Here is a 26,032-nt window from a genome sequence, read left to right on the forward strand (position 1 = left end):
GCAAGAACGCCCGTGGCGTGCTCCGCAAGGGCACGCCGCGTCAACAACTGTCATAAGTGTACGGCTCAACGTTTCGCACGCCGACCGCATTCCGCGTCGCTAGTGGGCAGGCTCACCCTTCACGCCGCGCTCGCGTCACGCAGGATTCGGACCTGGGCACGCAAACCAAGCAAGCTTAGGCGACCGGCCGTGTAACGCCAAATCGCCTCAGGAGAACACGCCGCCCAGCCAGTCGCTGAACGAGCTGCCCGCGGTGAGCAGGAACACGATGCTGACCGTCACGAGCAGCCCCAGCACGACCAGCATGGCGACCGCGACCTTGAGGTTGCTGCGCCGCCGGTCGACGACCTCGTCGCGCCAGCCCTGGGCAAGGATGTGCCCGGTCAGCGACCCCGAGTTCTCCACCGGGTTGGTCGACACGGGCATCGTCGCGTCGATCGTCTCGTATCCGCCGGTGCCGTAGAGGGTGCCGTTGAAGTTGCGCTGCTGCGGGACGGCCACCGTGGGCTCCGGGTCGAAACCGGGCGGGTACGCCGGTGCGGCGTTGCGCTGCGAAGTCGGCACGGGCTGCGTGGCGTCGGCCGGAGCCGGTCCAGGCTTGGCCGCGGGCGACCCGAACGGCCGGGGCGCAGTCGACCCGAACGGCGCAGTCTGCGCAGCCGGCTCGGCGACCCCGAACGGTGCAGTCTTCGCGGCCTGCTCGGCCGCCCCGAACGGCGCGGTCTCCGCAGCCGGCTTGGCGGCACCGAACGGTGCGGTCTTCGCGGCCTGCTCGGCTGCTCCGAACGGCGCGGTCTTCGCGGCCTGCTCGGCTGCTCCGAACGGTGCGGTCTTCGCGGCCTGCTCGGCTGCTCCGAACGGCGCGGCCCGGCCAGCTGGCTCTGCGGCCCCGAACGGCGCGGCCTGGGCGGCCTGCTCGGCGGCGCCGAACGGAGCACCGGCGGCCTGCGACCGGGCCGAGGTGGCCGGCGGGACCGTGTACGCGGGCAGGCCGCTCGCCTGCGGAATCATCGGCGGCGGCGGAACGATCGGCTGCGGCGGGCCGGGCACGGGGCTGGGGCCGGGCGGTCCCGGAACGGGGCTCGGCGATGGGCCCGGGGGCACCGGCGAGGGGTCCGGACCGGGCGGTACGGGCGAGGGGCCCGGGCCAGGCGGAACGGGCGACGGGCCGGGACCGGGCGGAACCGGGCCGGGCGGCGTGGGGCTGGGCTGCGGGCCAGGGCCGGGCGTCGGGCTGGGACCTGGGCCGGGCGTCGGGCTGGGATTTGGGCCGGGCGTCGGGCTCGGGCCGGGTGTCGGGCTGGGGAACGGTCCGGGGGTGGGCGCCGGGAACGGGCCCGGGGCGGGCGGCGCCGGGAAGGGCTCCGGCGGCCGTACGGGATCGGGGCGTCCGGGGGCCGGTTCCGGCTCGGTGGGCCTCGGGCGCGACGGCGGCGCGGGCACCGGGGCGGGACGCTGCGGCTCGGGCTCACCCGGCTCGGGGCGGCGGGGCTGAGGGTCACCCGGCTCCGGGCGGCCGGGCTGGGGCTCACCCGGCTGGGGGCGGCTGGGCTCGGGGTCGCCGGGCTGGGGCTGACCGGGGTCGGGGTCGCCGGGGTGCGGGTCGCCGGGCTCCGCGGGCTGCGGGTCGCCGGGCTCGGGCCGGCCGGGCCGCGGGTCGGCGGGCTTGGGGTCGCCGGCCTCCGGCTCGGGCGAGCCGGCCCGGGGCGCCCCGGAAGCGGAACGGATGTCCCCGTTCGGCGGCGAGACCTTGGCCCGCGCGACGACCGACCGGCTCTGCTCACCGGGGCCCGCGGAGGCGCCGGAGATGGTGGAGCTGCGGCCCTGCTCGCCGGAAGCAGCGAAGCTGCGGTCCTGCTCACGCGAGCCGACGGAGGCGGTGGAGCCGCGGTCCCGCTCGCTGGAGCCAGCGGAGGCGCCCGAGCCGGTAGACACGGCCGCGGACGCGGTTACGGGCCGGTCGCTGGCGCCGGACGAGGACGCGGACCGGCTCTGCTCGTCGGAGCCCGTGGCAGCGGTGGACACTGGTGCCGAACCGGTCACGGGACGGCTGTGCTCGCTGCGGGCTGGGGGAGCGGAGGTCACTACCGGGGCGGAAGGGGCCGCCGAGACGGGAGCGGACGCGACCGCGGTGGGGGTTACGAGCTTGGCGCCGGACTGCTCGCCGGGGCGGCTGCCGTAGACCTTGGCCTCGCCGGCGGTGTGGGCGGCGCCCGCCGGGGCGGGGCTGATCGAGCCGGGCACGCTCACGCGGGCGGCGCCGGAGCCCAGCGTGGTGGGCAGGCGCCGGCTGGAGCCGTCGACGCGCTCGGGGACGAAGTCGTCGCCTGCGGGGGCGGGCGCTGCCGAGACCGGGGCGGTGGCCCTGATCGAGCCGCTGCCCTCGCCGGACGGCTTGGCGGCCCACAGCGCTCCGGGTGGCGGGGGCGGCGGAGGAGCGTACGCGTCCTGGTCGTTGCCCGCCGGCGTCCGCTCAGCAGCCGGCTCTTTGCCGCCACTGTCCGGTGTCGCCTGCCGCTCGTCCATGGATCCTCCCGACCGCCGCGTGCCGACGGGTTCGGTCGTCGGGCGCTGCACATAACCGTGCCATATCCGTGCGCGTCAGCACACCCGGCATCAACCGGACCATGCCCCCGGCCGGGCACCGACCACCGTAAAGGCGCAAATCAAGTGCCTCTGCGGCGGACCCTCCTGCCCTCCGGGACCGAAGCCGACGCTCCGGACCCGGACGGCCGTCAGGAGCCGGAAGCGGACGCCGAGGACGACCGGGAGGCCGACTCGGTGACCTTCGAGGGGCTGGCCTTCGACGACGAACTGGCCTTCGACGAGCTGGCCTTGCCGCTCGGCGTGTTGGCCGAGGACGAGCCGGACGAGGAAGTCGCCGACGACGAGCCCGACGAAGAAGTGGCAGACGACGAGCCGGACGATGAGCCCGAACTCGATCCGCTGGAGCTCGACCCGCCCGAACTCGATCCACCGGAGCTCGACCCGCCCGAACTCGATCCACCGGAGCTGGATCCGCCGGAGCTGGATCCGCCGCTCGAGTTGGAGCCGCCACCCGACGGGCTCTCCGCGCCGCCCGAGCTGGACCCGCCGCCCGTGGTCGGCGGGTTGGTGGTCGGCGGGTTGGTCGTGGTCGGGTTGCTCGTCGGCGGGTTGGTGGTGGTCGTCGGCGTGGTCGGTGTGGGCGACGTCGTCTTGGGCGGCGTGCTCGTCGTCGGTGTCGGCGACGTCGTCTTGGGCGGCGTGCTCGTCGTCGGCGTGGGCGACGTGGTCTTGGGCGGCGTGCTCGTCGTGGGTGTCGGCGACGTCGTCTTCGGCGGGGTGGTGGGCGTGGTCCGCGGCGGCGTCGTCGGGGTCGACGGCTGGGTCGTGGTCGGGTTCGGGTTGTCGGGCGTGGTCGGCGGCTCGGGATCGGGATCGCCCAGCTCGGGACCGGGAACGACGCCCTCGATCGAGCCGAACACGCGGGTGGCCTGAAAGAGCCGCGACCAGCGCACCGGGGTCAGCCGCACGTTGAGGCCGGTGCGCGGGGCCTCGACCATCATGCCGTCGCCCGCGTACATCGCGACGTGGTGGATGCCGCGCCAGCTGTTCGAGTGGCTGAAGAACAGCAGGTCGCCGGGGAGCAGCGAGTAGCGCGAGACCACCTTGTTGCGGGTCTGCCAGTACTGGTCGCGCGAGACGCGGGTCAGCTGGAAGCCGACCGACCGGTAGGCCGCGTACATGAGGCCGGAGCAGTCGTACTCGTCCGGGCCCTCCTCGGACCAGACGTACGGGTCGCCGCGCTGGGCGAGCGCGAACTGGAGCGCCCCGATGGCCCGCGCGTCGGCGCCGCGACCGGCCTCGGCGCCGGCCAGGTAGTTGGCGCCGAGCGCGCTGTCGACCCGGCCCTGGCTCGCCTCGGCGGCGGCCAGCTCGGGTGCGTGCGCGGCCTCGAGGCGCTGCTGGGCGGCCTGTTTCTGGGTGAGCTGGCCGTTGAGCTTGGTGTATTTGGCGACGAGGTCGCGGTAGCGCTCGGCGCTCAGCGTCTGCTCGTCGAGGGCCAGCTGCGAGTTGATCTGCGCCTGCTGGATCTGGCGGGCCGCGGCCTGGGCGGTGTCCTTGCCGCGCTGCAGCCGGGCGAGGTCGTCGAGGTCGGACAGCCCGCCGGCCCCGGGCGGCATCGCGGCGGCGTCGATCACGGACTGGGCGGCCGCGTCGGCGGCGGCTGCCTGCGCCCGCTGGAGCGTCTCGGTGGCCTGCCGGTATTTCTGCTGGGCGGCCGTCTGCTGGTCGCGGGCGAGGTTTCTGTCCTGCTCGACCTCGATCAGCTGGTCGCCGAGGGCCGTGATCGCGTTGCGGCCCTTCTCGATCTGCTGCAGCACCGGGCTGGTGGCGGCGCCGGCCAGCGTCGGCACCGGGGTCGGCGTGGCGGGCCTCTGGCCCGGGAGGGTCAGCGTGCCGAGCGCGGTCGGGCGGGCGCCCGCGTCGGGCACGGCCAGGCTGAACGTGTCGGGCGGGGCGGCGGCCGGGTCGGCCAGGGCCGGCACCGGCTGGAACAGGGCGGCGATCGTGGCGGCCACAGCGGAATACACCACAGGACGCCACCATGGGCGTGCTCTGTGTAGTCGCCGGACCCCAACTCGTGCTGTCGCCATCTGCTCCCCGTCCGCCGCGGCGCGCCGGCGCCGCATCGTTCCCTCTAAAGGGATACCGCACGCTGGACATGCCTGTCGATTGATCGAAGGTGAAAGAAGGCTGGGAATCCGGCCAACGACGGCGTGACCTGGGCCGCCTGGGACGCGGGCGTGCAGATGGTGTCAGAGGGCCCACGTACGCTCGACGGCGGGACACCAGGAAGGGGCGCTCATGGATGCCGGACTCAAGCGCGAGCTCGAGGCGAAGGTCTACGCGGGCGAGCGGCTGACGCGTGCGGACGGTGAGGCGCTGTACGCGAGCGACGACCTGGCGTGGCTGGGCCGGCTCGCGCACCACACGCGCACCGAGCGCCACGGCGACCGCGTGACGTTCACCCTCGAGCCGGGCGACGAGGGCACGGCCGCCACGATGCTCTACGGCCACACCGAGGAGCACGGCGACCGCGTCGGCGAGGTGCTGCGGCTGCGCGAGCTGCAGGACAGCACGGGCGGCTTCGCGACCTTCGTCCCGCTGCGCCACCGGCCCGACTCGCCCGACCGCACCACCACCGCCGCGCCGGCCGACTCCCTCAAGACGTACGCCGTCTCGCGCCTGCTTTTCGACAACGTCGCCCACGTGACCTGTTCGTGGGTCGCGCTGGGGCCGTCGGTGGCCCAGCTCGCGCTCAACTTCGGCGCCGACGACCTGGACGCCTCGGCCGCCGGCGCGCAGCGCGAGGAGCTGCTCGAGCTCGTCTGGGACGCCGGGTTCCGGCCGGTCGAGCGCGACGCCCGCTTCCAGGTCGTCCACGAGTTCGACCCGGCGCCGTCGCTGGCCGAGCGGCGCAGCGAGCCGCAGAAGGTCTGGGCTTAGCGCCGGAGGCCGCCGCCGCCTGCTGGCGTACCCTCGGGGTGTCATGACGGAGACGACGAGTGCGCGCCGCCCGCGCCGCGACCCCAGTGGACGGCTGGCCACCATCGGTGACCTGATCGGCACCGCCCTGGCCGGGCTGGTGACCGGCGCCGTCCTGCTGCTGGTGCTCGAGGCGATCCTGTCGCTGACCCACGTCTCGGAGTTCGGCGGCACCAGCGGCTGGCTCGCGATCATCCTGCCGGTGTGGCTGTTCGTCGAGGAGTTCCGGGCGGAGGGCTACGGCGCCTCCCGCGTGGTGGTCGCGCTGCTGGGTGCCGGGTTCGCCGTGGCCGCGGGCATGACCGTCGCCGGTTTCGCGGCGAGCCAGTTCCCGACCCTGGTGAGCGGGCTGGCCGGCGCGGCCGCGTTCACGGTCGTCTACTGCCTGGTGTGGTTCTACGGCCTCCGGTGGCTCAGCCACCGCATGGGCTGAGAAGAGGAAGAGATGAGTCCCGCCGTCAAGTACACGCTCGGCCGGATCGGCCTGTTCGTGGTCGTCCTCGGGGTGCTCTCGATGTTCCCGCTCAACCTGCTGGTGGCGGGCATGGTGGCGGTCGTGGTGTCGGCCGTCGCGTCGTACTTCCTGCTCGCCAAGTGGCGCAACGAGATGAACGAGCAGCTCGTGGGCGCGGTCGCCCGGCGCTCGGCGGAGAAGGAGCGGCTGCGGGCCGCGCTCGCCGGCGACGAGGACGCGGCCGCCGCCGGTGACCGCGCCGCCAAGAAGCCCGCCGAAAAGCCCGCCGACCGCGCATAGCCCGCGGGGAGCTGCCGGCGGCCGGGTCGGCCGGCGCGCGGAGGCCGGTGTGCGGGGTGCCGGCGCGCGGGCTGCCCGCGCGTGGAGGGCCGGCGTGCGGTGGGCAAGCGCGCGGTGGCGCGAGCTCAGTTGCGGCCGGCGAGGATGCAGAACAGGCCGCCCTGCGGGTCGGCGAGCATCGCGTAGCGCCCGATCGGCAGCGTGGTCGGCGGCTGCACCACGACGCCGCCGAGCGCGAGCGCGTGCTCGGCCGCCCGGTCGCAGTCGTGGACCGCGAAATAGACCATCCAATGCGGACCCACGTCGTCCGGCCACATGTCGGGGAGCATCGGCTGCAGGCCGCAGACCGGGGTCTGCTGCACCTTGGCCACGATGTAGGGCACCCCGGACATCGAGCTGTTGCGGAACTGCCAGCCGAACACGGACTGGTAGAACGCCATGGAGCCGTCCAGGTCGCGGGTGTTCAGCTCGTTCCAGGTGAGCGCGCCGGGCACGTCGAACACCGCGGCGCCGCGCATCGTGCCGGGCTGCCAGACGCTGAACGGCGCGCCGCCCGGGTCGAGGAAGGCGGCCATCCGCCCCTGCTGCTGCACGTCGAACGGCGGCACCAGCACCTTGCCGCCGCCCGCTTCCACCCGGGCGGCGACCTCGTCGGCGTCGGCCGTGCCGATGTACGTGCTCCAGGCCGTCGGCTGGCCCACCCCGTAGAGCGGGCCGGCGCCGGCGACCGGAAGACCGTTCAGGGCGAAGGTGACGTACTCGCCGGAAACCTCCGCCGTCCAGCCGAACAGCGCGGAGTAGAACCGCTGCGCGTCGTCCGGGTCGGCGGTTCCGAGATCGACCCAGGCGGGCGATCCGGGGGTCGAGGGAGTCATCGCCGCATCGTCGCACCACGTACCTTTGGACGGGCTTAAGTGTCGTGGTTCTAGCTGAACCGGCGACCCTCATCGCGTCGATAGGCCCATACGGCCACCCCAGCGAGGGCGGCCGTCCAGACGGCCAGGGCGGCGATGGAGCTCAGGTCGTACGGGAAATCGCTCACGGCCGCCCACATGAGACGCACGGCGCCCCCGGTCGGCAGGTAGGGGGCGAGGTCTTCGACGATGCCGGGCGCCATGCCGGGCCCGGTCATCAGCCCGCCGAGGAACGCCAGCGGGAAGAACAGCAGCTGGGCGACGACGACCGCGGCCTTCTGCGGCATCGAGTAGCCGATCGCGAGGCCCATCAGGATGAACGGGATGGCGATCAGCGCGGTCGTCAGCGCGGTGACGGCGAAGGCGGCCGGCGTGAGCGTGGCCTCGGTCAGGAACGCCGCGATCAGCACCACGGGCAGCAGCGACAGCGCCATCATGCAGAGGCCGGCGAGGATGCGGCCGGCGAAGCGGGGGCGGGCGCCGGCGGGCAGCGTACGGACGTACGGGTCCCACGGCTGGGCCCGGTCCTCCGCGACGCCCACGCCGTACTGGAAGAGGTTCGTCGACATCACCGAGAACGTGACCATCGACGCGGTGGCGGCCGTGGCCAGCTCGGGATCCTTGCCGACGAACGGCACGACGAACGCGAGCATCGCGGCGGAGGGGAAGAACGCGCTGCCGAACAGCGCGATCGGGATGCGGGAGATCTCGAGGAGCTGGAACCGGGCGTGGGTGAGCGCGAGCGACGACATGAGGGGTCTCCGGTCTCAGGAGCGCGCGGCGGCGCGGGTCTCGGTGAGCGTGAGGAACGCCTCCTCGAGCGAGGTGGGGCGGACCTCCAGGTCGGTGAAGGCGATGCCGGACGTGACCAGGTCGCGCACCAGGCGGTCGGCGTCCGCGGTCAGCAGGTGGTGGCGGTCCCCGTCGCGCTCGGCGCCGGTGATGCCGGGCAGCTCGGGCAGCGGCCCCGGGACGCTCAGACTGACCCGGCGGACGGCGACGAGGCTGCGTACGGCGTCGACGGTGTCGTCCGCGAGCACCCGGCCTCCCCCGATCACCACCACCCGCCGGGCCAGCGCTTCGATCTCCTCCAGGTAGTGGCTGGTGAGCACGACCGTGCCGCCCTCGGCCTGGTAGGAGCGGATGCCGTCCCAGAGCAGCCGGCGGGCCTGCACGTCGAGGCCGGTGGTCGGCTCGTCGAGGAACACGATCCGGGGCCGCCCGACGAAGGCGAGCGCGACGGCCACCCGCCGCTTCTCGCCGCCGGACAGGCCACCGGTCTGACGGCGTACGAGATCGGCCAGCCCGAACCGGTCGAGCAGCTCACCCTTGGGCAGCGGCTCGTCGTAGTGGGCGGACACGAAGTCGACGACCTCGCCCACGCGCAGCGAGGCGGGCAACCCCGTCTCCTGTGGAGTGACGCCCAGGCGCCGCCGGCTGGCCGGGCGGCGGGGGTCGTCGCCGAACAGCTCGACCCGGCCGGACGTGGGCCGGCGCAGCCCGGTGAGCAGGTTGACCAGCGTGCTCTTGCCCGCGCCGTTGGGCCCGAGCAGGCCGACCAGCTCGCCGGGCTGCACCGCGAGGCTCACCGCGTCGAGGGCCAGCTTGTCGCCGTAGCGGCGGGTCACGTCGATGGCGCGGGCGAGCGTCACGGCTTCTCCTGAGGGTCGAGCAGCGCGCGCAGCGCCGCGGTGTAGTCGTCGAACGCGAGCCGGCCGCGCCGTGTGAGCCGGACGAGGGTGGCGGGCGTACGCCCGTGGTGGGTCTTGGTGACCTCGACGTAGCCCGCGTCCTCGAGTTTGCGCAGGTGGACCGACAGGTTGCCGGCGGTCATCCGCAGCGACTCCTGAAGCTGGGGGAACGTGATGCGGTCGTCGTCGCGCAGCACCGAGAGGGCCGAGACCACCCGCAGCCGGGCCTGGGCGTGGATGACGGGGTCGAGCTCGGTGGACGCCAGATCGCTGCGGTCGGTCATCGCCGGCGCACCCAGCCGATCAGGCCGGCCGCGATCATGCCGCCGCCTCCGGCCACCGCCACGATCAGCGAGTGCCAGCCCGGGCCGACGAGGATGCCGACGACGTTGATCACGCTGGTCCAGGCGCCGAGGACGAACAGGTGGCGGTCGTCCCAGAGCGCGCCGCCGGCCATGTGCAGCGCGCCGGTGAGCGCCACCATGCCGCCGGCCCAGAGCAGACCCGCCCGGTCCTCCGGCAGAACGTCGCTGAACTGGGCGAAGAGGACGGAGAACGCGGTGAACGCCAGCGACCAGGTGATGCCGTAGAGCGCGCCCTGGCGGCTGCTGGGCCCGGACACCCGGCGGCCGACCCGGCCGCCGGCGAAGCCCGTGACGATGCCCGCCGCGATGAACAGCACGGACAGCACCAGCAGCGGCAGCCACGCGGGCAGGTCGGCGAAGACCCGGCCGTCGGGGCCGAAGCGCAGGAAGAACAGGGTGAAGCCGATGAGCCAGGCGATGCCCCAGGGCCAGAACATCAGGCGCGGGTCGGGGCTGATGTCCCGCACCAGGTTGGCGCGCTCCCGCTGGATCAGCGCGAGCGACTCGGCCGGGTCGAGGGGAGGAGCGTCGTCATCGATCGGGGTCATGCCAAGTACTTTACGGCACAAAGTCAAAGAGGTTTGTGCCATAAAGTTGACAGCGGTGCGATAGGGCCGCGAGCGGCGGGGGCGTCAGTCGAGCGGGGCGGGCAGCGGCTTCGCGTGGAGGACGGAGAGGCGGGAGACGGCTCTGGTCAGCACGACGTACAGGCGGTTGAGGCCCTTGGGCTCGGCGGCGACGATGTCGGCGGGCTCGTGGACGATCACATGGTCGTACTCCAGGCCCTTGACCGCCGTCGCGGGCACCACCGTGACCCGCGCCGCGGCCTCGACCTCGTCGGCGCTCGCGTTCTCGATGCCGGCCGCCGTGAGGTGGACGCGCAGCCGGTCCACCGCGGCGTCCGCGGCGATCACCGCGACCGAGCCCTCGTGCGTCAGCGCGGCGGTCACCTCGGTCAGCGTCGCGGCGTCCAGGGCGGCCGGGTCGGCCACTGGCACCACCGCCAGGTCGCCGTCGCGGCGCAGCGAGACCGCCTCGGGCACGTCGACGCCGAGCGCGGGCAGCAGGCGGTTGGCCAGGGTGAGCACGGACGCGGGCACGCGGAACCCGATCGTCAGCGGCACGACGGCCGCCCCGGGCTTGCCGAGGTGGGTCAGCGTCTCGCGCCACTCGGCCGCAGCCCACGGCGCCGTGCCCTGGGCCAGGTCGCCGAGCACGGTGATCGAGCCGTGCTCGCTGCGGCGGGCGATCGCGCGGGCCTGCATCCCGGAGAGGTCCTGCGCCTCGTCGACCACCACGTGCCCGAAGCTCGTCTGCCGTTCGAGCAGTCCCGCGGCCTCGTCGATCAGCACCAGGTCGGCGGCGCTGAACTTCGCCGACTTCACCGTCTTCGGCGGCTTGACCCAGCGGATCGCGTCCTGCTCCTGCTCGGTCAGCAGGTCGTACGAGGGATCGGTGAGCACCTCCGCGACCAGCGCCTCGGGCGTCACGGCGGGCCAGCACGCGTCGAGGAACGTCGTCACGGGAGCGACCTTCGCCATCCTGCGCAGCCAGCCGTCGGTCGGCGAGTTGCCGGTGCGGTACTCCGACTGGCGCTGCAGCAGCCCGACCACACGGGCCCGCACGCGTTCGCGGCCCACCGCGTACGGGAGCCCCTCGCGCCTCGCCTCGTCGACGATCCGGCGCAGCGGTTCCGCGTCGATGCGCCAGCGATACGAGCCATCCGACACCATGATCGGCTCGGTCGGCTTGCCGAGCTTGCGCCACAACGCCGTACGCAGCACCTCGGCCATCCGTACGTCGTGCTTGACCAGCATCGCGGCCTCGCTGTCGGCGGCGCGTACCGGCAGCCGGCCGACCAGGTCGTCCACGGTGGCCTGCTGGACCTCGACCTCGCCGAGCGCCGGCAGAACGGCCGAGATGTACGACAGGAAAGCCGTGTTGGGCCCGACGATGAGCACGCCCGAGCGCCGCAGCCGCTCCCTGTGCAGATAGAGCAGGTACGCGGCCCGGTGCAGGCCCACGGCCGTCTTGCCGGTGCCCGGTGCGCCCTGGACGCAGATCGAGTCGGCGAGCTCCGCGCGCACCAGCTCGTCCTGCTCGGGCTGGATCGTCGCCACGATGTCGCGCATCGGCCCGACGCGCGGGCGCTCGATCTCCGCGGTCAGGATGCGGCTGCTGGTGCCCAGCTCCTCGCCGCGGTCGAGGTGCTCGTCCTCGAAGCTGGTCAGCTCGCCGCGCACGAAGCCGAACCGGCGGCGGGTCGCCACGCCCTGCGGGTCGCGCACGCTGGCGCGGTAGAACGAGCGGGACAGCGGCGCACGCCAGTCCAGCACCAGCGGCTCCCCGGCGTCGTCGGTGACGTGCCGGCGGCCCACGTGGTAGGCGGCGTCGTCCATGTCGAGCCGGCCGAAGAACAGCGGGGTGGTGGGGTCGTCCGCGAGTTCCTTGACGCGGCGGGCCATGTGCCGCCCGAGCTGCTCGGCGGTGTACGAGTCGCCGGCGACCTTGTCGCCGGTCGAGTAGAGGGCCTCCGCGCGCCCGCGCATGCGGGCCAGCGCGGCCCGCGACTCGCGGAGGTGGAGGCGTTCGGCGGTGAGTTCGGTGTCCAGGTCGGGTGCGGGCACGGTGCATCCTCAGGCAGGTCGTTTCCCGGCTGCTCGCGTATCCGGTAGGGCTGGTCCGTCGCCCTCGGCGCGGGGGACGTCCGCTGCGGTGCATGCTCACCACGGCCGTCAAGCGGCCGTTCACGTTACGTCACGTGCGCCCGTGGCTCCACCGATTTACCGAGGCTGAAGAATGGGCGGCATGAGTGACGAGCGTGGGCGGGGCGGATTGCGGATCACGGACCCGCAGGTCATGCGGGCGCTGGCCCACCCGGCGCGGATCGCGATCGTGGAGCATCTGAACGACACGGGGGCCGTGGTGACGGCCACCGAGGTCGCCGAGCTGGTCGGGTTGTCGCCCAGCGCGTCCAGCTATCACCTGCGGGAGCTGGCCCGGTTCGGGCTGGTGGAGCAGGCGCCCAGCCGCGGGGACGGGCGGGAGCGGGTCTGGCGGAGCACGAGCACGGGGCTGCGCGTCGACTCCGGCGGGGACGACCCGGACGTCGCGGCGGCCACCGAGGCGCTGGTCGACGTGTTCCTCGAGCGGGACATGGAGCGCGCCCGGCAGTGGATCCGGCGGCGGCCCGCCGAGCCGGACGACTGGCGTGCCGCGGGCACGTTGACCGAGCACAGACTGCTGCTCACGGCCGACGAGCTGCGGGCGCTCACCGACCGGGTCAACGAGCTCGTGGAGCCCTACCGCTTCCGGAACCGGATGGACGATCCGCCGCCGGGCGCCCGGCCGGCCTACTTCAACATCATGGCGTTTCCCGGCGACGAAGGCTGACGGGGTCTGGCGCGATCCAGATGTGAAGGACTACTTTCGAAGTATGTCCTTCACATCTGGCGGGACGCGCTGGGCCGACATCGGGCTGATCGCGGGATCGCGGGGAGTGTCGGTCTGCGGCGACTTTCTCGCGGCGACCACGCTCGCCCTGGTTCTGCAGCAGGGCGGCCACGGCGGGCTCGCGGTCTCGGCGCTGTTGCTGGCCGCGAGCGTGCCCCTGGCTCTGCTGGCCCCGGTCGCCGGGCGGGTCGCCGATCGGGCGGACAGCCGTACGGTCCTGGTGTGCGTGCCGCTGGTCCAGGCCGGCATCTGCGTCGTGCTGGCGTACACGAGCCGGCCCGCGGCCGTCGTCGGGCTGGTGGCGCTGCTGGCCTGTGGGCTGGCGTTCACCCAGCCGGTGCTGACGGCGCTGCTGCCCGCGATGGCGAGGCGGGAGGACCTGGCCAAGGCGAGCGGGCTCAGCCAGACCGCGGGGAACCTCGGCATGCTGCTCGCCCCCGCGCTGGCGGGCGTCCTCGTCGGGCAGGCGGGGACGCGGGCGCCGTTGCTGATCGACGCGGCCAGCTACCTGGCCCTGGTCGGTGCGGCGCTCGCCGTCCGTACGCGTCGCAAGGGGGTCGCCGGCGTAAAGGTGGCGCTGGTCCCGTGGCGGCTGCGGGACGACCGTACGCTCGCCGTCATGGTCGGCGCGCTGGCCGTGGTCATCGCCGGCGTCAGCGCGATCAACGTGGTCGAGGTGTTCTTCATCCGGGACACGCTGGCCGCCTCCACCACCGTGTTCGGGCTGGTCGCCGCGGCGTGGACCGCCGGCATGCTGCTGGGCAACGCCGTCTTCGGGCGCGTGCCGCCGCACCGCATCACGGTGCCCGCTGTGCTGGCCGTGGTGGCCGGCTCGTCCGCGCCCCTGCTCGCCGGCGCAGCCGTCACGGGACCGTACTGGTTGATTCCGCTCTGGATCGCGGGTGGCCTGTGCAACGGCGGCATCAACGTCTTCACCACGGTGATCGTTGCCCGCCGTACGCCCTCCGGCGCGCACGGCCGCGCCTTCGCCGCCCTCAGCGCCGCCGTCCAGGGCGCGGGCGTGATCGGCCTGCTGGCGGCCGGCCCGCTGGTCGAGCACGTCGGCCCCCGCCTGCTGATGGCGGCGATCGGCGCGTTCGGCCTGGTCGTGCCGCTGGCCGGGATGCCGCTCGTGCGACGTGAGCCACCTTCGCATCCGGTGAGGGGCGGTTCGCCGGTGCAGCGGGATAGCGTCGGAGAATGAGCGACAGCGCCGGTCGGCCCCGGGTCGGGCACATCCAGTTCCTCAACTGCCTCCCGATCTACTGGGGCCTCATGCGTTCCGGCCACCTGCTCGACGTCGACCTGCACAAGGACACGCCCGACCGGCTCAGCGCCGAGCTCGTCGCGGGGAACCTCGACATCGGCCCGATCACGCTGGTCGAATACCTGCGCCACGCCGACGAGCTCGTGCTGCTGCCCAACCTCGCGGTCGGCAGCGACGGGCCGGTGCTCTCGGTCAACCTCATCTCGACCCGGCCGCTCGCCGAGCTCGACGGCCGCCCGGTCGCGCTGGGGTCTACCAGCCGCACCGGCGTGCTGCTCGCCCAGATGCTGCTCGCCGAGCGCTACGGCGCCGAGCCCGAGTACTTCCGCTGCCCGCCCGAGCTCACCCAGATGCTGATCGAGGCCGACGCCGGCGTGCTGATCGGCGACCCGGCCCTGCGCGCCCTCTACGAGGCCCCGCGCCTCGGGCTGCAGGTCACCGACCTGGGTCAGGCGTGGCGTGAGTGGACCGGCCTGCCGATGGTGTTCGCCGTCTGGGCCGTCCGCAAGGACTTCGCCGCCGCCCACCCGGGCGTGGTCAAGGACGTGCACGAGGCGTTCCAGCGCTCCCGCGACCTCTGCCTCGGCGAGCTGGACGAGGTCGCCGCCGCGGCGGCCCGGTGGGAGCCGTTCGACGCCGGGACCCTGGCCAACTACTTCCGGGCGCTCGACTTCTCGCTGGGTGAGCGGCAGATCGCCGGGGTGCGGGAGTTCGCCCGGCGTGCGGCGGCTCGTGGCGAGGTGCCCCCGTTGCCCGCTCACGGTCCGCTTTTCGCCGAAGTTTGATCTTCAAACGCGCAGCCCCTACGCTCCCCGCACCTCTCATCGACGCAGAGAAGACGGGGATCCCATGCGCCGACTTGCCCTTCCGGCGGCTGCTGCCCTGGCCCTCGGCGGCCTCGCCGCTCCGGCCCAGGCCGCGCCCGGCGACGCCGAGCCGCTCGTCGGCGTGTACGTGCCCGAACAGATCGCGGTCATCGCCGGCAAGACCAAGACGATCCGTGCCGAGGTGGGCAACGTCGGCAATGCGGCGGCCAAGAACGTCGTGGTCAGCTTCGCCGGCGTCGACCCGGCGCTCGAGCTGACGCTGCCGGCCGGCTGCGACGCGACGTCCTGCAAGGTCGGCGACCTCGCCGCGGGCGCCCGCAAGACCCTCACCTTCACGGTCGCGGTGACCGGCGACGAGCTCGTCTCCACGTTCCGCGTCGCCACCAACGTCGGCTTCGAGACCGAGGTGTCGGTGGTGCGCTCGGCCGGCGGCGTCGACCTGGAAGTCGAGCCGATCGACGACCTCAAGCTCACGCGCGGCCGGTCCGCCGCCCTGCCGCTCGCCGTGCACAACACCGGCAGCGAGACCGTCGACTCGGTCGGCCTGCTGGTGCTCGGCGAGGAGGGGATCACCGCGCTCGGCGACTACCGCAACTGCCTGTCCCTCGACGAGTTCGAGGACGACACGGAGGAGTCGGAGCTGGGCGTTCCCGGCATCCTCTGCAAGTTCGACCAGGAGTTCGCGCCCGGCTCGACCCTCGCGCTCCCCAAGACGTCGCCGATCCGGATCCAGCTCGACAAGGACGCGGGCGGCCCCTACACGTACTCCGGGGCCGTCCTGGCGCTCGGCGTGAACGACGACGACGCCGCGCTGCTCGCGAAGAAGAAGACCGGCCGCGCGCTGAGCCTGACCCCGGTGAGCAAGGCCGCCGACATCACCGACGGCACCGAGCCCGACGACATCAACGCCGAGGACAACGTCGCCTACTTCGGCGTCACCGCCGCCAAGTCGGCAGCCGACAGCGCCGCGGTGGGCGGCGCGTTCTCCGGCCGGTCCGAGACCGTCGAGGTCGGACTGCGCAACCTCGGCCCCACCACGCTCATCCCCGGCGACGACCAGTTCACCTGGGTCCCGAGCGTGCGGGTGTCGATCCCGGCCGGCGTGGAGCTGAGCGAGGTCGACATCAACTGCATGCCCGGCACCGACGCCGGCGAGTGGGACTTCGACAACGCCGGAGAGGTCGACGGTCTCGAGTACACCTGCTTCCCCGACCTGGGCGCCAAGGTCGGCGAGACGGTCTCGTTCGCCTTCACCGGCAAGGCGACCAAGCAGTCCGCCCCCGGTTCGGTCGTCGTCGACGGCGGCGTGCAGGACGTCAACCACGGCAACGACCGCGCGCAGATCACCGTCGCCGCGCCGGCCGGAACGGGCGGGACCGGCGGCGGCCTGCCGGTCACCGGCGCGCCTGCCGGGTGGGTCGCGCTGGGCGGCGCCGCGCTGCTGGTCGCGGGCGGGGTGGCGGCGTTCGCCTTCCGCCGGCGGCGCATCGTCACGACGCTCTGAAGCTGATCGTCCACAGGGCCGTCCGAGTTCCCGGGCGGATCGGGCGCCGGATCCGCACCTCGCCGACCCGGGGTTGCTTCGGGTTGCTAGCGTCCGCGGATCATGAGGAGTCCCGAGTTCGACGGGTATGAGCGCGCCCGGTGGGCGGGCCGGGCCGCGGCGTACGAGCGCAGCTTCGCCCGGCTGTGCGCGCACCCGGCCGACGCCCTGCTCGACGCGGCGGGTGTCGACAAGGGACGGCGCGTGCTCGATGTCGGCACGGGCACGGGCACGGTGGCCGCTCTGGCGGCGGCGCGGGGGGCGACCGTGCTGGCGGCGGACGCCGAACCGTCGATGCTGGACGTGGCGGCGCCGCGGCTGCCGACGGGGGCGACGGTGCTGGCCACGCTGCCGGTGCTGCCGTTCCCGGGGGAGTTCTTCGACGTCGCGGTCGGCAACTTCGTGATCAACCACGTGGGCAATCCGGCGGCGGCGGTCGCGGAGATGGCGCGCGTGACGCGCCGCGGCGGGCGGATCGCGGTGACCGTGTGGCCGTCCCCGCCGCCGACGGCGCAGCGGCTGTGGAACGACATCTTCGACGCGGCGGGCGTGGAACGGCCCGCACAGCTGCCCCGGCTCGACGACGCCAACGACTTCCCGCGTACGGAAAAGGGTCTGTCCGCCCTGCTGGAAGGCGCGGGCCTCGCCGCCGTCATGTGCACCACGGTGTCGTGGACGCTGCGCATCGACCCGGACGACTGGTGGGCCGGACCGGCCGCCGGGCTGGGCATGCCGGGCCTCATCCTCGCCCGGCAGCCGCAGTCGGTGGTCGCCGAGGTGCGGGCCGCGTTCGACGAGCTCACCGGCCCCTACCGTACGGACGGGGGTCTGCTCGCCCTGCCCACGTCGGCGCTGCTGGCCCGGGGCACGCGCGGCCGGCCGGCCTGACGGCTACCCGAGCACCTCGTCGAGCGCGGCCACGTCGTCGGCCGACAGCTGCCAGGCGCCGGCGGCGGCGTTCGCGTGCACCTGCTCGGCGCTGGTGGCGCCCGCGATCACGCTGGCGACGGCGGGACGCGCGGCCAGGCCGGCGATCGCCACGTCGAGCAGGCTGTGGCCGCGCTCGGCGCCGAACGCGGTGAGCGCCTCGATGGTGTCCCAGTCGGCGCCGTCGACCCAGCGCTGGTAGCGCGGCTGCGACAGCCGGGTGCCCGCGGCGGGCTCCTCGCCGCGGCGGTACTTGCCGGTGAGCAGCCCCGAGTCGAGCGGGAAGAACGGCAGCAGCCCCAGCCCGAACTGCTCGCAGGCCGGCACGACCTCGGCCTCGACCTCGCGGTGGAGCAGGCTGTACTGGTTCTGGGCGCTGACGAACGGGGTGAGGTTGGCGGCGCGGGCGGTCCAGTCGGCGTCCGCGATCTGCCAGCCGGCGAAGTTCGAGTTGCCCAGGTAGCGCACCTTGCCCGAACGCACCAGGTCGTCGAGGGCGGCCAGCGTCTCCTCGATCGGCGTCTGCGGGTCGGGGGTGTGCAGCTGGTAGAGGTCGATGTGGTCGGTGTCGAGCCGGCGCAGCGACGCCTCGACCGCGCGCACGATGTACCGCCGGGAGCCGCGGGCGCCGAAGTCGTTGCCGTTGAGGCCCTCCATGTCGAGCCCGAACTTCGTCGCCAGCACGACTTCGTCGCGGCGGCCCTTGAGCGCCTGGCCCAGGCACTCCTCGGAGGCGCCGTGCGGGGTGCCGTACACGTCCGCCGTGTCGAACAGCGTGATGCCGGCGTCGATCGCGGCGTCGACGACCTCGCGGGTGCCGTCGGCGTCGAGCTTGCGGCCGAAGTTGTTGCAGCCGATGCCGACGACGGAGACGACCAGGCCCGAGGCGCCCAGCCGGCGGTAGCTCATCTCACTCATGACCCCGACCCTATGCCCGTTCGTACCGTCGTTTGCCCGCGACGCCGCGACATCGGCCGTTGTCTATTGACACACGCCGGAAACAAAACCGACGCTCGGCTGAGAGCGCTCTCTAGTCCCCTCGGCGGAAGGTGTTCCCCCGTGCGTACCCTCCTGCGAGCCCTGGCCGCGCTGGCCGTGACCATCCCGGTCGCGGCCGCGGTCTCCCCGCCCGCGGCGCAAGCCGTCGGCCCCACCCTGCTGCCCGTCACCGTCTCCAACAACACCGGCCGCGGCGAAGCGGTGTACCTGTACGTCATCGGCATCCAGCTGTCGTCCGGCCGGCTGGGCTACGTCAACCAGGCCGGCGCCTTCTCGCCCTGGACCGGTGGCGCCCTGCCGCCGGCGCCCGCACCCGACGTCTCCATCCCCGCCGCGGGCAACGGCGGCAGCACGACCATCCAGTTCCCGCGCGGCTTCTCCGGCCGCGTCTACTTCTCGCTCGGTGAGAAGCTGAAGTTCTTCCTCACGCCGGACGGGCTGGTGCAGCCGGCGCCCTGGGCGAGCGGCGACGCCAACGAGAACATCCTGTTCGACTGGAGCGAGTTCACCTACAACGACGCGGGGCTGTGGCTCAACAGCTCGCAGGTCGACATGTTCGCGGTGCCGCACGCCGTGTCGGTGACCGGGGCCTCCGGGGCGACCAAGCGCACGGGTGACCTGGTCGCGAACGGGCGGGACACCATCATCAACACGATCCGCGGCACGTCCGGCTGGGCCAACACGGTCCGTACGCGATCGGACGGAACGGTGCTGCGGGTGCTCGCGCCGGGCAAGGCGGCCGGGGCCGGGCTGCTGAGCAGCACGTACCTCGACCCGTACATCGCGTCGGCGTGGAACGCGTACACCGGCAAGACGCTGACGGTCGTGCCGTTCGGCGATCAGCCCAACACCCGCTACTTCGGGCGTACGTCGGGCAACGTCATGCGCTTCACCAACTCCGCGGGCGCTGAGGTCGCGTCGTTCAACCGGCCGTCGTCGGCGTCGGTGTGGGGCTGCGACGGGGACCTGCCCGCCCCGAACGACCAGGTGGTCGGGCCGATCTCGCGCACGCTCTGCGCGGCGCTGAACCGGGGCACGCTCGGCACGATCGACACGCAGCCGAGCACCAACCCGGCCGACTTCTACCGCAACAACCCGACAAACGTGTACGCCAAGGTGATCCACGCCAACATGGTGGACGGCAAGGCGTACGCGTTCGCCTTCGACGACGTCGGCGCGTTCGAGTCGCTGGTGCACGACGGCGATCCCCGCTCGGCCGGCATCCACCTGACCCCGTTCGGTGGCGGCGGCTCGGGCGGCGGCGGCTCGACCGGTGCGGTGTCCGTGATCAGCTCGCTCAACAACAAGTGCATCGACGTGCCCAGCGCGAACTTCGTCGACAGCGCGCCGCTGCAGATGTGGACGTGCAACAACACCAACGCCCAGAAGTGGACCTTCACGGGCGGCACGCTGCGCAGCGAGAACAACAAGTGCATGGACGTGCAGGCGGCCGGAACCGCGAACGGCACGCCGATCCAGCTCTACACGTGCAACGGCACGGCAGCTCAGCAGTTCGTGCTCAGCGCGGCCGGCGACCTGGTGAACCCGCAGGCCAACCGGTGCGTCGACATCAAGGACGTCAACTCCGCCGACGGGGCCCGGCTGCACCTGTGGGACTGCATCGGAGCCGCCAACCAGAAGTGGCGCAAGGGGTAGTTCTGCTTCCCGTTCCACCGTGGACCTGCGGGTTCGCGGTGGAACGGGGTTGCGCGGCCCGATCATCGGTGCCAGGTTGCCCGGGTGACGATCTTTCTCGGGGGCGGCGGCAGCGAGGACGACGAGGCGCTGCTGTGGGACGAGGTTTTCCGTACGGGCGGACGCGTGGCCGTGTGGCCCTTCGCTCAGCCGCGCCGGCAGTGGCGGGCGATCGAGCAGTGGCTCGCGGGCGCGCTGGCTCGCCGCGGGAACTTCGCCATCGACCTGCCCGGCGACGCCACGGGCGGCCCCGGTGAGCTGCTGGAGACGGCGGACGTGCTCGTCATCCCGGGCGGCAACACGTTCGACCTGCTTGCGGCCCTGTGGAAGCGTGACCTCGTCGGGGCTCTGACGGACTTCGCCGTACGCGGCGGCAACGTCTACGGCGGCAGCGCGGGCGCCATCCTCCTGGGCGCGGACATCGCCATCGCGGGCGTGCTCGACCGCAACGACACCGGCAGCAGCGAAACCCGGGGCCTCGACCTGCTCGGCGGTCACGTGGTCTTTCCGCACTTCGACCCGTCGGCGCCGTCCGCGGCCCGGGAGTGGGCCCGCACCCACGATGTCCCCGTCCTCGCCATCCCCGAGACCGCGGGCGTCGTCGTCGACGGCGCACAAGCCCGCAACGCAGGACCGTCCCCTGTGGAGGTGTTCACCCCCGCCGGCGGCCGCGCCTACGCACCCGGCGAGGTCTGGTCGCTGCGGGGTCAGGACTCCGGCGGGGCGGCCAGCTCGCGGTAGGCCGGGCGCAGCAGGTCGACCAGCGGGATGTGGCGCACCTTGACCGGTGGGGCGTCGAGCGCGCGCAGCAGGAGCTCCGGCGGTGTGCTGATGCGCGTCGGGCGTTCGCGCAGACGGCTCAGGCTGATCGCGGACGTGTAGAAGCCATCGAGGTGATCCTCCAAAGGGGACTCCTCAACGGCCAGCGGGTCGACCGCCGGGACCGGCTCCGGTGTTCCGCGCAGCGCGTCGAGCAGCGCGTCTCGTGGCCGGCCGCGCCACGCGAGCACCAGGAACGGGTCGTCGTCGAAGGCCTCGGCCAGCACGTAGAGAACCGCCGAGCCGTGCTTGCAAGGCACGCTCCAATCAGGACAGCTGCAGCGGATGTCCAGGCGGTCGGGGAACAGCGGCGCCTCGTGCGCGGTGAACAGGTCGACGATCTCGTGCGGCATCTCGCCGGCCAGCAGCGCCGCACGGTAGAGCGCCTGCGAGCCGAGCGCCTCGGTCAGCTCCGTCCACTGTGTTTCGTCGAACGCGGCGATCTCGATCGTGACCTCGTACGGCTGCGGCCGCGAACCCTGCACCCGCGCGGTGACCCGGCCCGCGGCGAGCGCGAAGTCCATCACCTGACCCTTGCGCGCGTAGGCCCGGCCGCGCGCGAGGCGGCCGCCGTCGCAGACCTGTTCCAGCACGTCGACGAAGCGGCGCGACCACCACTGTTCCCCGATCTTGCCGCGCTTGGCCCGTACGGCGATGCCGCCCTCGACCTCGATCGGCCGCCCGCCCTCGAAGAACCGCCCCTGCGGATCGACCGGCATGTCAGCGCACCGCCCCGGCGTCGAGCGCGAACAGCTCGCGCAGCTCGTCGGTGCTCAGATCGGTGATCCAGTCCTCGCCCGTGCCGACGACCGAGGAGGCGAGCGCCTTCTTCCGCTCGATCATGCCGTCGATCTTCTCCTCGAGCGTGCCGGTGCAGATGAACTTGCGGACCTGCACGTTGCGCGACTGTCCGATGCGGAACGCGCGGTCGGTGGCCTGATCCTCGACCGCCGGGTTCCACCACCGGTCGAAGTGGACGACGTGGTTGGCGGCGGTCAGGTTGAGGCCCGTGCCGGCCGCCTTGAGCGAGAGCAGGAACAGCATGGGCTCGTCATCGGTCTGGAACCGCTCGACCATCTCGTCGCGCCGGGCCTTGGACAGTCCACCGTGGAGCCAAAGCACCGGGCGGTCGAGGTGGGCCGCGAGATAGGGCTGCAGCAGCGATCCCCACTCCGAGTACTGCGTGAAGACCAGCGCCTTGTCGCCGTCCTCGACGATCTGTTCCGCGAGCTCCTCGAGGCGGGCCAGCTTGCCCGACCGCGCGGGCAGGCGCGAGCCGTCCTTGAGCAGGTGCGCGGGGTGGTTGCAGACCTGCTTGAGCTTGGTCATCGCGGCCAGCACGTTGCCGCGCCGCTGGATGCCCTCGCTGCCCTCGATCTCGTCCATCATGTCCTCGACGACGGCCTGATAGAGCGTGGCCTGCTCGGGCGTGAGCGTGCACCACACCTTCATCTCGTTCTTCTCGGGCAGGTCCGAGATGATCGTCTTGTCCGTCTTGAGCCGCCGCAGCACGAACGGCCCGGTCGCCCGCTTCAGCGCCGCGGCGGCGTCCTCGTCCTGCCGCACCTCGATCGGCTCCTGGAAACGCCGCCGGAACCTCTTTGCCGGCCCGAGCATCCCCGGGTTGCAGAAGTCCATGATGGACCACAGTTCGGCCAGGTGGTTCTCGACCGGCGTGCCCGTCAGGGCGAGCCGCGTGCGCGCCGGAACCGCGCGGACCGCCTGGGCCTGCCGGGTGCCGCTGTTCTTGATCGCCTGGGCCTCGTCGCAGACGACGCGTCCCCAGTGGACTTCACGCAGCGTCTCGAGGTCGCGCACCGCGGTGCCGTAGGTGGTCAGCACGAGGTCGGCGTCGCGTACGGCGGCGTCGAAATCCTCGCCGCGTTGCCGCGTGCCGCCGTGGTGCACGTAGACCCGCAGGCCGGGCGCGAACCGCGCGGCCTCCTTGTGCCAGTTGCTGACCAGCGACATAGGACAGATCAGCAGGGTCGGCGCCACGACCGAGGCGGCGTCGGCGCGCTCGGTCAGCAGCAGCGACAACGTCTGCGCGGTCTTGCCGAGGCCCATGTCGTCGGCCAGGATGCCGCCCAGCCCGATCCGCGACAGGAAGCTCAGCCAGGACAGGCCGCGCTCCTGATAGGGCCGCAGGGTGCCCTGGAACGACGGGGGCGTCGGGACCGGGGTGAGGCGCTCGGCCGCCTGTCCGGAGAGCAGGTCGCCGAGCAGGCCGTCGGCGTCGACCTCCACCAGCGGCAGGTCCTCCTCGCCGCCGTCCATGACCTGCTGCAGCACCTCACCCGCGGTGAGCTCGCCCTCGCGGCGGCTGCCCACCGCCTTGAGCGCGGCCCGCAGCTGACGATCGTCGAGCTCGACCCACTGGCCGCGGACCCGCACCAGCGGAACCTTGAGCCGGGCCAGCTCGGCCAGCTCCTCGGCGGTCACCGCCCCGTCGCCGATCACCAGGTCGATGCGGAAGTCGACCAGCTCGTCGAGCCCGAACCCGGAGTCGGCCACGGCCCGCGACGAGGTGCCCTTCCGCGACCGGGACCGGGTGGTCAGCTTCAGCCCGACGCTCTTGCGCCCGGCCCAGGCGGGCAGCTGGACCCCGAACCCGGCCGCCTGCAACAGCGGCGCCGCCTGCCGCAGGAACTCGTGCGCCTCGGCGGTGGCGAGCTCCATGCCCGCCGGCTCCTGCCCGAGCAGCGCGACGTTGAGCAGCGGGAACAACCGCACGGCCCGGCCCAGCCCGGCCAGCAGCGTCTCGTCGGGGCGCGGCGGCAGACCGGGGAACCGCCCGCCGGCCCACACCTCGGCCGCCGGCAGGTAGAGGCTCGGATCCTCGGCGGACTGCAGCGCGAACTCCAGCCCCCACGCGTCCTGGCCGGGCGGCGGCTCGATCAGCCGGAAGCTCACCCGGATCGGGCCGTTGGCCTCGTGCGCGGCTCGCAGCCACGCGTCGAGCGCCGCCCGCAGGTCGCGTTCCTCGTCGTGGCGGGCACCGGGCAGGGCCGGGTCCTCGGCGGTGAGCGCCGCGATCCACCGGTCGGGCAGCGGCGCCTTGGGTCCGGCCCGGTGCCCCAGCAGGATCCGCTCGGGCATCACCGACCGGGCGGCCGCGTCGACCAGCGCGTCGAGCGCATCCCGGAGAGTGTGGGCCACCCCGCCGGACGCGGAGCCCGGCGCGGTGGCGGTCGGGGACGCCGGGGGAGAGGGGGAGGCGGCGCGGACGACCGGGGGCATGGCGGCGGCGAAGTCGCGGTAGGTGGTGGCGTCGGCGCCGGTCTGGACGGGGCGCCAGCGGGCGGTGGGGACGGCGGCCTCGGTGACGAGCTGGGGGAGCATGCGGCCGCGGTGGGCCAGGTCGCAGGCGTGGCCGGCCAGGACGCAGAGGTAGCGCAGCGACGACGCGGGCAGCCAGGACCCGGCCGGGTCGGGGTCGGCGAGCGCGCCGAGGGCCGGGAGCGCGGCGTCGCCGGGCAGCAGGAGGGCGGGCACGGTCCACTCGGCCAGGCGGGCGCCGCGGCCCGCCGGCTCGGCGCCGGTCTCGGGCGAGGGCAGCGGGCCGCGGGCGGCGCTGGGCAGCAGCAGCGCCAGCGACCCCACGCCGGCCTTGGCGAGCGGGTCCCGTACGTCCTCGGAGGTCTCGGTCAGGGTCGTGAGCAGCGCCTCGGCGGCGATCGCGAACGGATGTGGCCGCCGCTGCGCCCGCGAACCGGTGGTCAGGGGCAGCGCGGGGTCCTCGGCCCAGAGCGCGAGCTGTCCCGGCCGGTCCGTGCCCGGCACCCAGCCGCCATGCACGACGAGCACATCCACCCCCTGAAGGAACGCATCGAGACTAGCGACGCGGGGGGCCGGAGTGCTCATCGCCACGCAACGCGCCGACTGACGCCCGGGCGAGCGGGGACGTAATCTCGACAACGTGACGGCGAACCCGGAGATCGACAGCATCCTGCAGCGTGGGGCCGACGGCGGGCGGATCACGCCCGAGGAGGCGCTGCTCATCTACACCGAGGCGCCGTTCCACGCGCTCGCCGAGGCCGCCGACGCGGTCCGGCGCCGCCGCTATCCCGACGGCATCGTCACCTACCTGATCGACCGCAACATCAACTACACGAACGTCTGCGTCACCGCGTGCAAGTTCTGCGCCTTCTTCCGCGCGCCCAAGCACTCCGAGGGCTGGTCGCACCCGATGGAGGAAATCCTGCACCGCTGCGGCGAGGCGGTCGACCTCGGCGCCACCCAGGTGATGCTGCAGGGCGGCCACCACCCCGAGTTCGGCGTGGAGTACTACGAGAACCTGTTCGCCTCGGTGAAGCAGGCCTACCCGCAGCTCGCCATCCACTCGATCGGCCCGAGCGAGATCCTGCACATGGCGAAGGTCTCGGGGGTCTCGATCGAGGAGGCGATCGTACGGATCAAGGCCGCCGGGCTGGACTCGATCGCCGGCGCCGGCGCCGAGATGCTGCCCGACCGGCCGCGCAAGGCGATCGCCCCGCTCAAGGAGAGCGGCGCCCGCTGGCTCGAGGTGATGGCGGTCGCGCACCGCAACGGCCTGTCGTCGACCGCGACGATGATGATGGGCACCGGCGAGACGCACGCCGAGCGCATCGAGCACATCCGCATGATCCGCGACGTGCAGGACCTGACCGTGGCCCGCGGCTACCGCGACGACGCCGTCGAAACGAGCCGGGAGATCGGGGGCTTCCGGGCCTTCATCCCGTGGACCTACCAGCCGGAGAACAACCACCTCAAGGGCCGCACCCAGGCCACGACCATGGAATACCTGCGGTTCCTGGCCATGTCGAGGCTGTTCTTCGACAACGTGGCGCACCTGCAGGCGTCCTGGCTGACCACGGGCAAGGACGTCGGCCAGCTCTCGCTGCACCTGGGCGTGGACGACCTCGGCTCGATCATGCTGGAGGAGAACGTGATCTCCTCGGCCGGCGCCCGGCACCGGTCCAACCTGCACGAGCTGATCTGGATGATCCGCACCGCCGACCGCACCCCGGCCCAGCGCGACACCCTCTACCGCCACCTCGCCGTGCACCGCACGCCGGCCGACGACCCGACCGACGACCGCGTCGTGTCGCACTTCTCGTCGATCGCGATGCCCGGCGGCGGCGCGGGCCGCACCCAGCTGCCGCTGGTCGAAGCCTCGTAGAAAAGGCGGGTTGCCGTTGACCGTTCGGTCAGGTGCCGCTCCCCGAACCGGGGAGGGGCGGGTATCTGGTTCGTAACGAGGGACG

General features: G+C 73.1%; 22 protein-coding genes. 11 read left to right on the plus strand and 11 right to left on the minus strand.

Annotated elements, in window-relative coordinates:
- Positions 1-207: 207 nt before the first annotated feature.
- Together ACSNN8_RS14540 and ACSNN8_RS14545 are read right to left on the minus strand one after the other, a co-directional pair.
- On the minus strand, positions 208-2,526 hold the full coding sequence (locus tag ACSNN8_RS14540; RefSeq protein WP_436649707.1) for a hypothetical protein: 2,319 nt from the start codon (positions 2,524-2,526) through the stop codon (positions 208-210).
- 209 nt (positions 2,527-2,735) lie between these two features.
- Positions 2,736-4,580, minus strand: a complete 1,845-nt coding sequence (locus tag ACSNN8_RS14545) for a C40 family peptidase (protein WP_436649708.1) — start codon at positions 4,578-4,580, stop codon at positions 2,736-2,738.
- A 271-nt stretch (positions 4,581-4,851) separates the two neighbouring features.
- On the opposite strand from ACSNN8_RS14545, the gene ACSNN8_RS14550 reads away from it, so the two are divergent.
- The 3 genes from ACSNN8_RS14550 to ACSNN8_RS14560 are packed head-to-tail and all read left to right on the plus strand — an operon-like array spanning position 4,852 to position 6,286.
- Entirely contained in the window at positions 4,852-5,493 is a 642-nt protein-coding gene (locus ACSNN8_RS14550) for a hypothetical protein (RefSeq protein WP_436649709.1), read from the plus strand.
- Positions 5,494-5,536: 43 nt separating this feature from the next.
- Positions 5,537-5,965 (plus strand): hypothetical protein, encoded by a 429-nt coding sequence (locus ACSNN8_RS14555; protein ID WP_436649710.1) that lies wholly within the window; start codon positions 5,537-5,539, stop codon positions 5,963-5,965.
- Between the two features lie 12 nt (positions 5,966-5,977).
- Positions 5,978-6,286: a DUF4229 domain-containing protein gene (locus ACSNN8_RS14560; RefSeq protein ID WP_436649711.1), complete on the plus strand. Its 309-nt coding sequence runs from the start codon at positions 5,978-5,980 to the stop codon at positions 6,284-6,286.
- Between the two features lie 125 nt (positions 6,287-6,411).
- Here ACSNN8_RS14560 and ACSNN8_RS14565 read toward each other — a convergent pair whose 3' ends face one another.
- From ACSNN8_RS14565 to ACSNN8_RS14590, 6 genes are all read right to left on the minus strand, one after another.
- Positions 6,412-7,161, minus strand: a complete 750-nt coding sequence (locus ACSNN8_RS14565) for a VOC family protein (RefSeq protein WP_436649712.1) — start codon at positions 7,159-7,161, stop codon at positions 6,412-6,414.
- 50 nt (positions 7,162-7,211) lie between these two features.
- Entirely contained in the window at positions 7,212-7,952 is a 741-nt protein-coding gene (locus ACSNN8_RS14570) for an ABC transporter permease (protein WP_436649713.1), read from the minus strand.
- Positions 7,953-7,967: 15 nt separating this feature from the next.
- Positions 7,968-8,852, minus strand: coding sequence for an ABC transporter ATP-binding protein (locus tag ACSNN8_RS14575; protein WP_436649714.1), 885 nt, complete (start codon positions 8,850-8,852; stop codon positions 7,968-7,970).
- Entirely contained in the window at positions 8,849-9,175 is a 327-nt protein-coding gene (locus tag ACSNN8_RS14580; protein ID WP_436649715.1) for a winged helix-turn-helix domain-containing protein, read from the minus strand. The genes ACSNN8_RS14575 and ACSNN8_RS14580 overlap by 4 nt, the downstream gene beginning before the upstream one ends.
- A complete protein-coding gene (locus ACSNN8_RS14585; protein WP_436649716.1) occupies positions 9,172-9,804 on the minus strand; it encodes a transporter in 633 nt (210 codons plus the stop codon). Before ACSNN8_RS14585 ends, ACSNN8_RS14580 begins: the two co-directional genes overlap by 4 nt.
- Before the next feature lie 84 nt (positions 9,805-9,888).
- Complete coding sequence (locus ACSNN8_RS14590; RefSeq protein ID WP_436649717.1) at positions 9,889-11,883, minus strand: HelD family protein; 1,995 nt, start codon at positions 11,881-11,883, stop codon at positions 9,889-9,891.
- Between the two features lie 181 nt (positions 11,884-12,064).
- Here ACSNN8_RS14590 and ACSNN8_RS14595 point away from each other — a divergent pair, with 181 nt between their 5' ends.
- The 5 genes from ACSNN8_RS14595 to ACSNN8_RS14615 all read left to right on the plus strand — a co-directional run bounded on the left by ACSNN8_RS14595 (position 12,065) and on the right by ACSNN8_RS14615 (position 17,234).
- Complete coding sequence (locus ACSNN8_RS14595) at positions 12,065-12,649, plus strand: ArsR/SmtB family transcription factor (RefSeq protein ID WP_436649718.1); 585 nt, start codon at positions 12,065-12,067, stop codon at positions 12,647-12,649.
- 43 nt (positions 12,650-12,692) lie between these two features.
- Entirely contained in the window at positions 12,693-13,913 is a 1,221-nt protein-coding gene (locus ACSNN8_RS14600) for an MFS transporter (RefSeq protein WP_436649719.1), read from the plus strand.
- Positions 13,910-14,761, plus strand: coding sequence for a menaquinone biosynthetic enzyme MqnA/MqnD family protein (locus ACSNN8_RS14605; protein ID WP_436649720.1), 852 nt, complete (start codon positions 13,910-13,912; stop codon positions 14,759-14,761). Before ACSNN8_RS14600 ends, ACSNN8_RS14605 begins: the two co-directional genes overlap by 4 nt.
- A 64-nt stretch (positions 14,762-14,825) precedes the next feature.
- Positions 14,826-16,307 carry a hypothetical protein gene (locus ACSNN8_RS14610; RefSeq protein WP_436649721.1) on the plus strand — a complete coding sequence of 494 codons (1,482 nt, stop codon included), beginning with the start codon at positions 14,826-14,828 and terminating at the stop codon, positions 16,305-16,307.
- A gap of 102 nt (positions 16,308-16,409) precedes the next feature.
- A complete protein-coding gene (locus ACSNN8_RS14615) occupies positions 16,410-17,234 on the plus strand; it encodes a class I SAM-dependent methyltransferase (RefSeq protein ID WP_436649722.1) in 825 nt (274 codons plus the stop codon).
- Positions 17,235-17,237: 3 nt separating this feature from the next.
- On the opposite strand, the gene ACSNN8_RS14620 is transcribed toward ACSNN8_RS14615, so the two are convergent.
- Positions 17,238-18,191, minus strand: coding sequence for an aldo/keto reductase (locus ACSNN8_RS14620; protein ID WP_436649723.1), 954 nt, complete (start codon positions 18,189-18,191; stop codon positions 17,238-17,240).
- 141 nt (positions 18,192-18,332) lie between these two features.
- Here ACSNN8_RS14620 and ACSNN8_RS14625 point away from each other — a divergent pair, with 141 nt between their 5' ends.
- Positions 18,333-19,928 (plus strand): glycoside hydrolase family 64 protein, encoded by a 1,596-nt coding sequence (locus tag ACSNN8_RS14625; RefSeq protein ID WP_436649724.1) that lies wholly within the window; start codon positions 18,333-18,335, stop codon positions 19,926-19,928.
- Positions 19,929-20,012: 84 nt separating this feature from the next.
- Positions 20,013-20,708 (plus strand): Type 1 glutamine amidotransferase-like domain-containing protein, encoded by a 696-nt coding sequence (locus ACSNN8_RS14630; RefSeq protein ID WP_436649725.1) that lies wholly within the window; start codon positions 20,013-20,015, stop codon positions 20,706-20,708.
- On the opposite strand, the gene ACSNN8_RS14635 is transcribed toward ACSNN8_RS14630, so the two are convergent.
- The gene (locus tag ACSNN8_RS14635) at positions 20,675-21,505 is read right to left on the minus strand and encodes an SWIM zinc finger family protein (protein WP_436649726.1); all 831 of its coding nucleotides are present in this window, start codon (positions 21,503-21,505) and stop codon (positions 20,675-20,677) included. The two genes, ACSNN8_RS14630 and ACSNN8_RS14635, sit on opposite strands and share 34 nt — an antisense overlap.
- Before the next feature lies 1 nt (position 21,506).
- Positions 21,507-24,593 (minus strand): DEAD/DEAH box helicase, encoded by a 3,087-nt coding sequence (locus ACSNN8_RS14640; protein WP_436649727.1) that lies wholly within the window; start codon positions 24,591-24,593, stop codon positions 21,507-21,509.
- 112 nt (positions 24,594-24,705) lie between these two features.
- Between ACSNN8_RS14640 and mqnC the strand changes: the two genes are divergently transcribed.
- Positions 24,706-25,947 carry a cyclic dehypoxanthinyl futalosine synthase gene (mqnC, locus tag ACSNN8_RS14645; protein WP_436649728.1) on the plus strand — a complete coding sequence of 414 codons (1,242 nt, stop codon included), beginning with the start codon at positions 24,706-24,708 and terminating at the stop codon, positions 25,945-25,947.
- Positions 25,948-26,032 lie beyond the last annotated feature (85 nt).

This window comes from Actinoplanes sp. URMC 104, assembly GCF_051386375.1.
Lineage (GTDB): Bacteria > Actinomycetota > Actinomycetes > Mycobacteriales > Micromonosporaceae > Actinoplanes.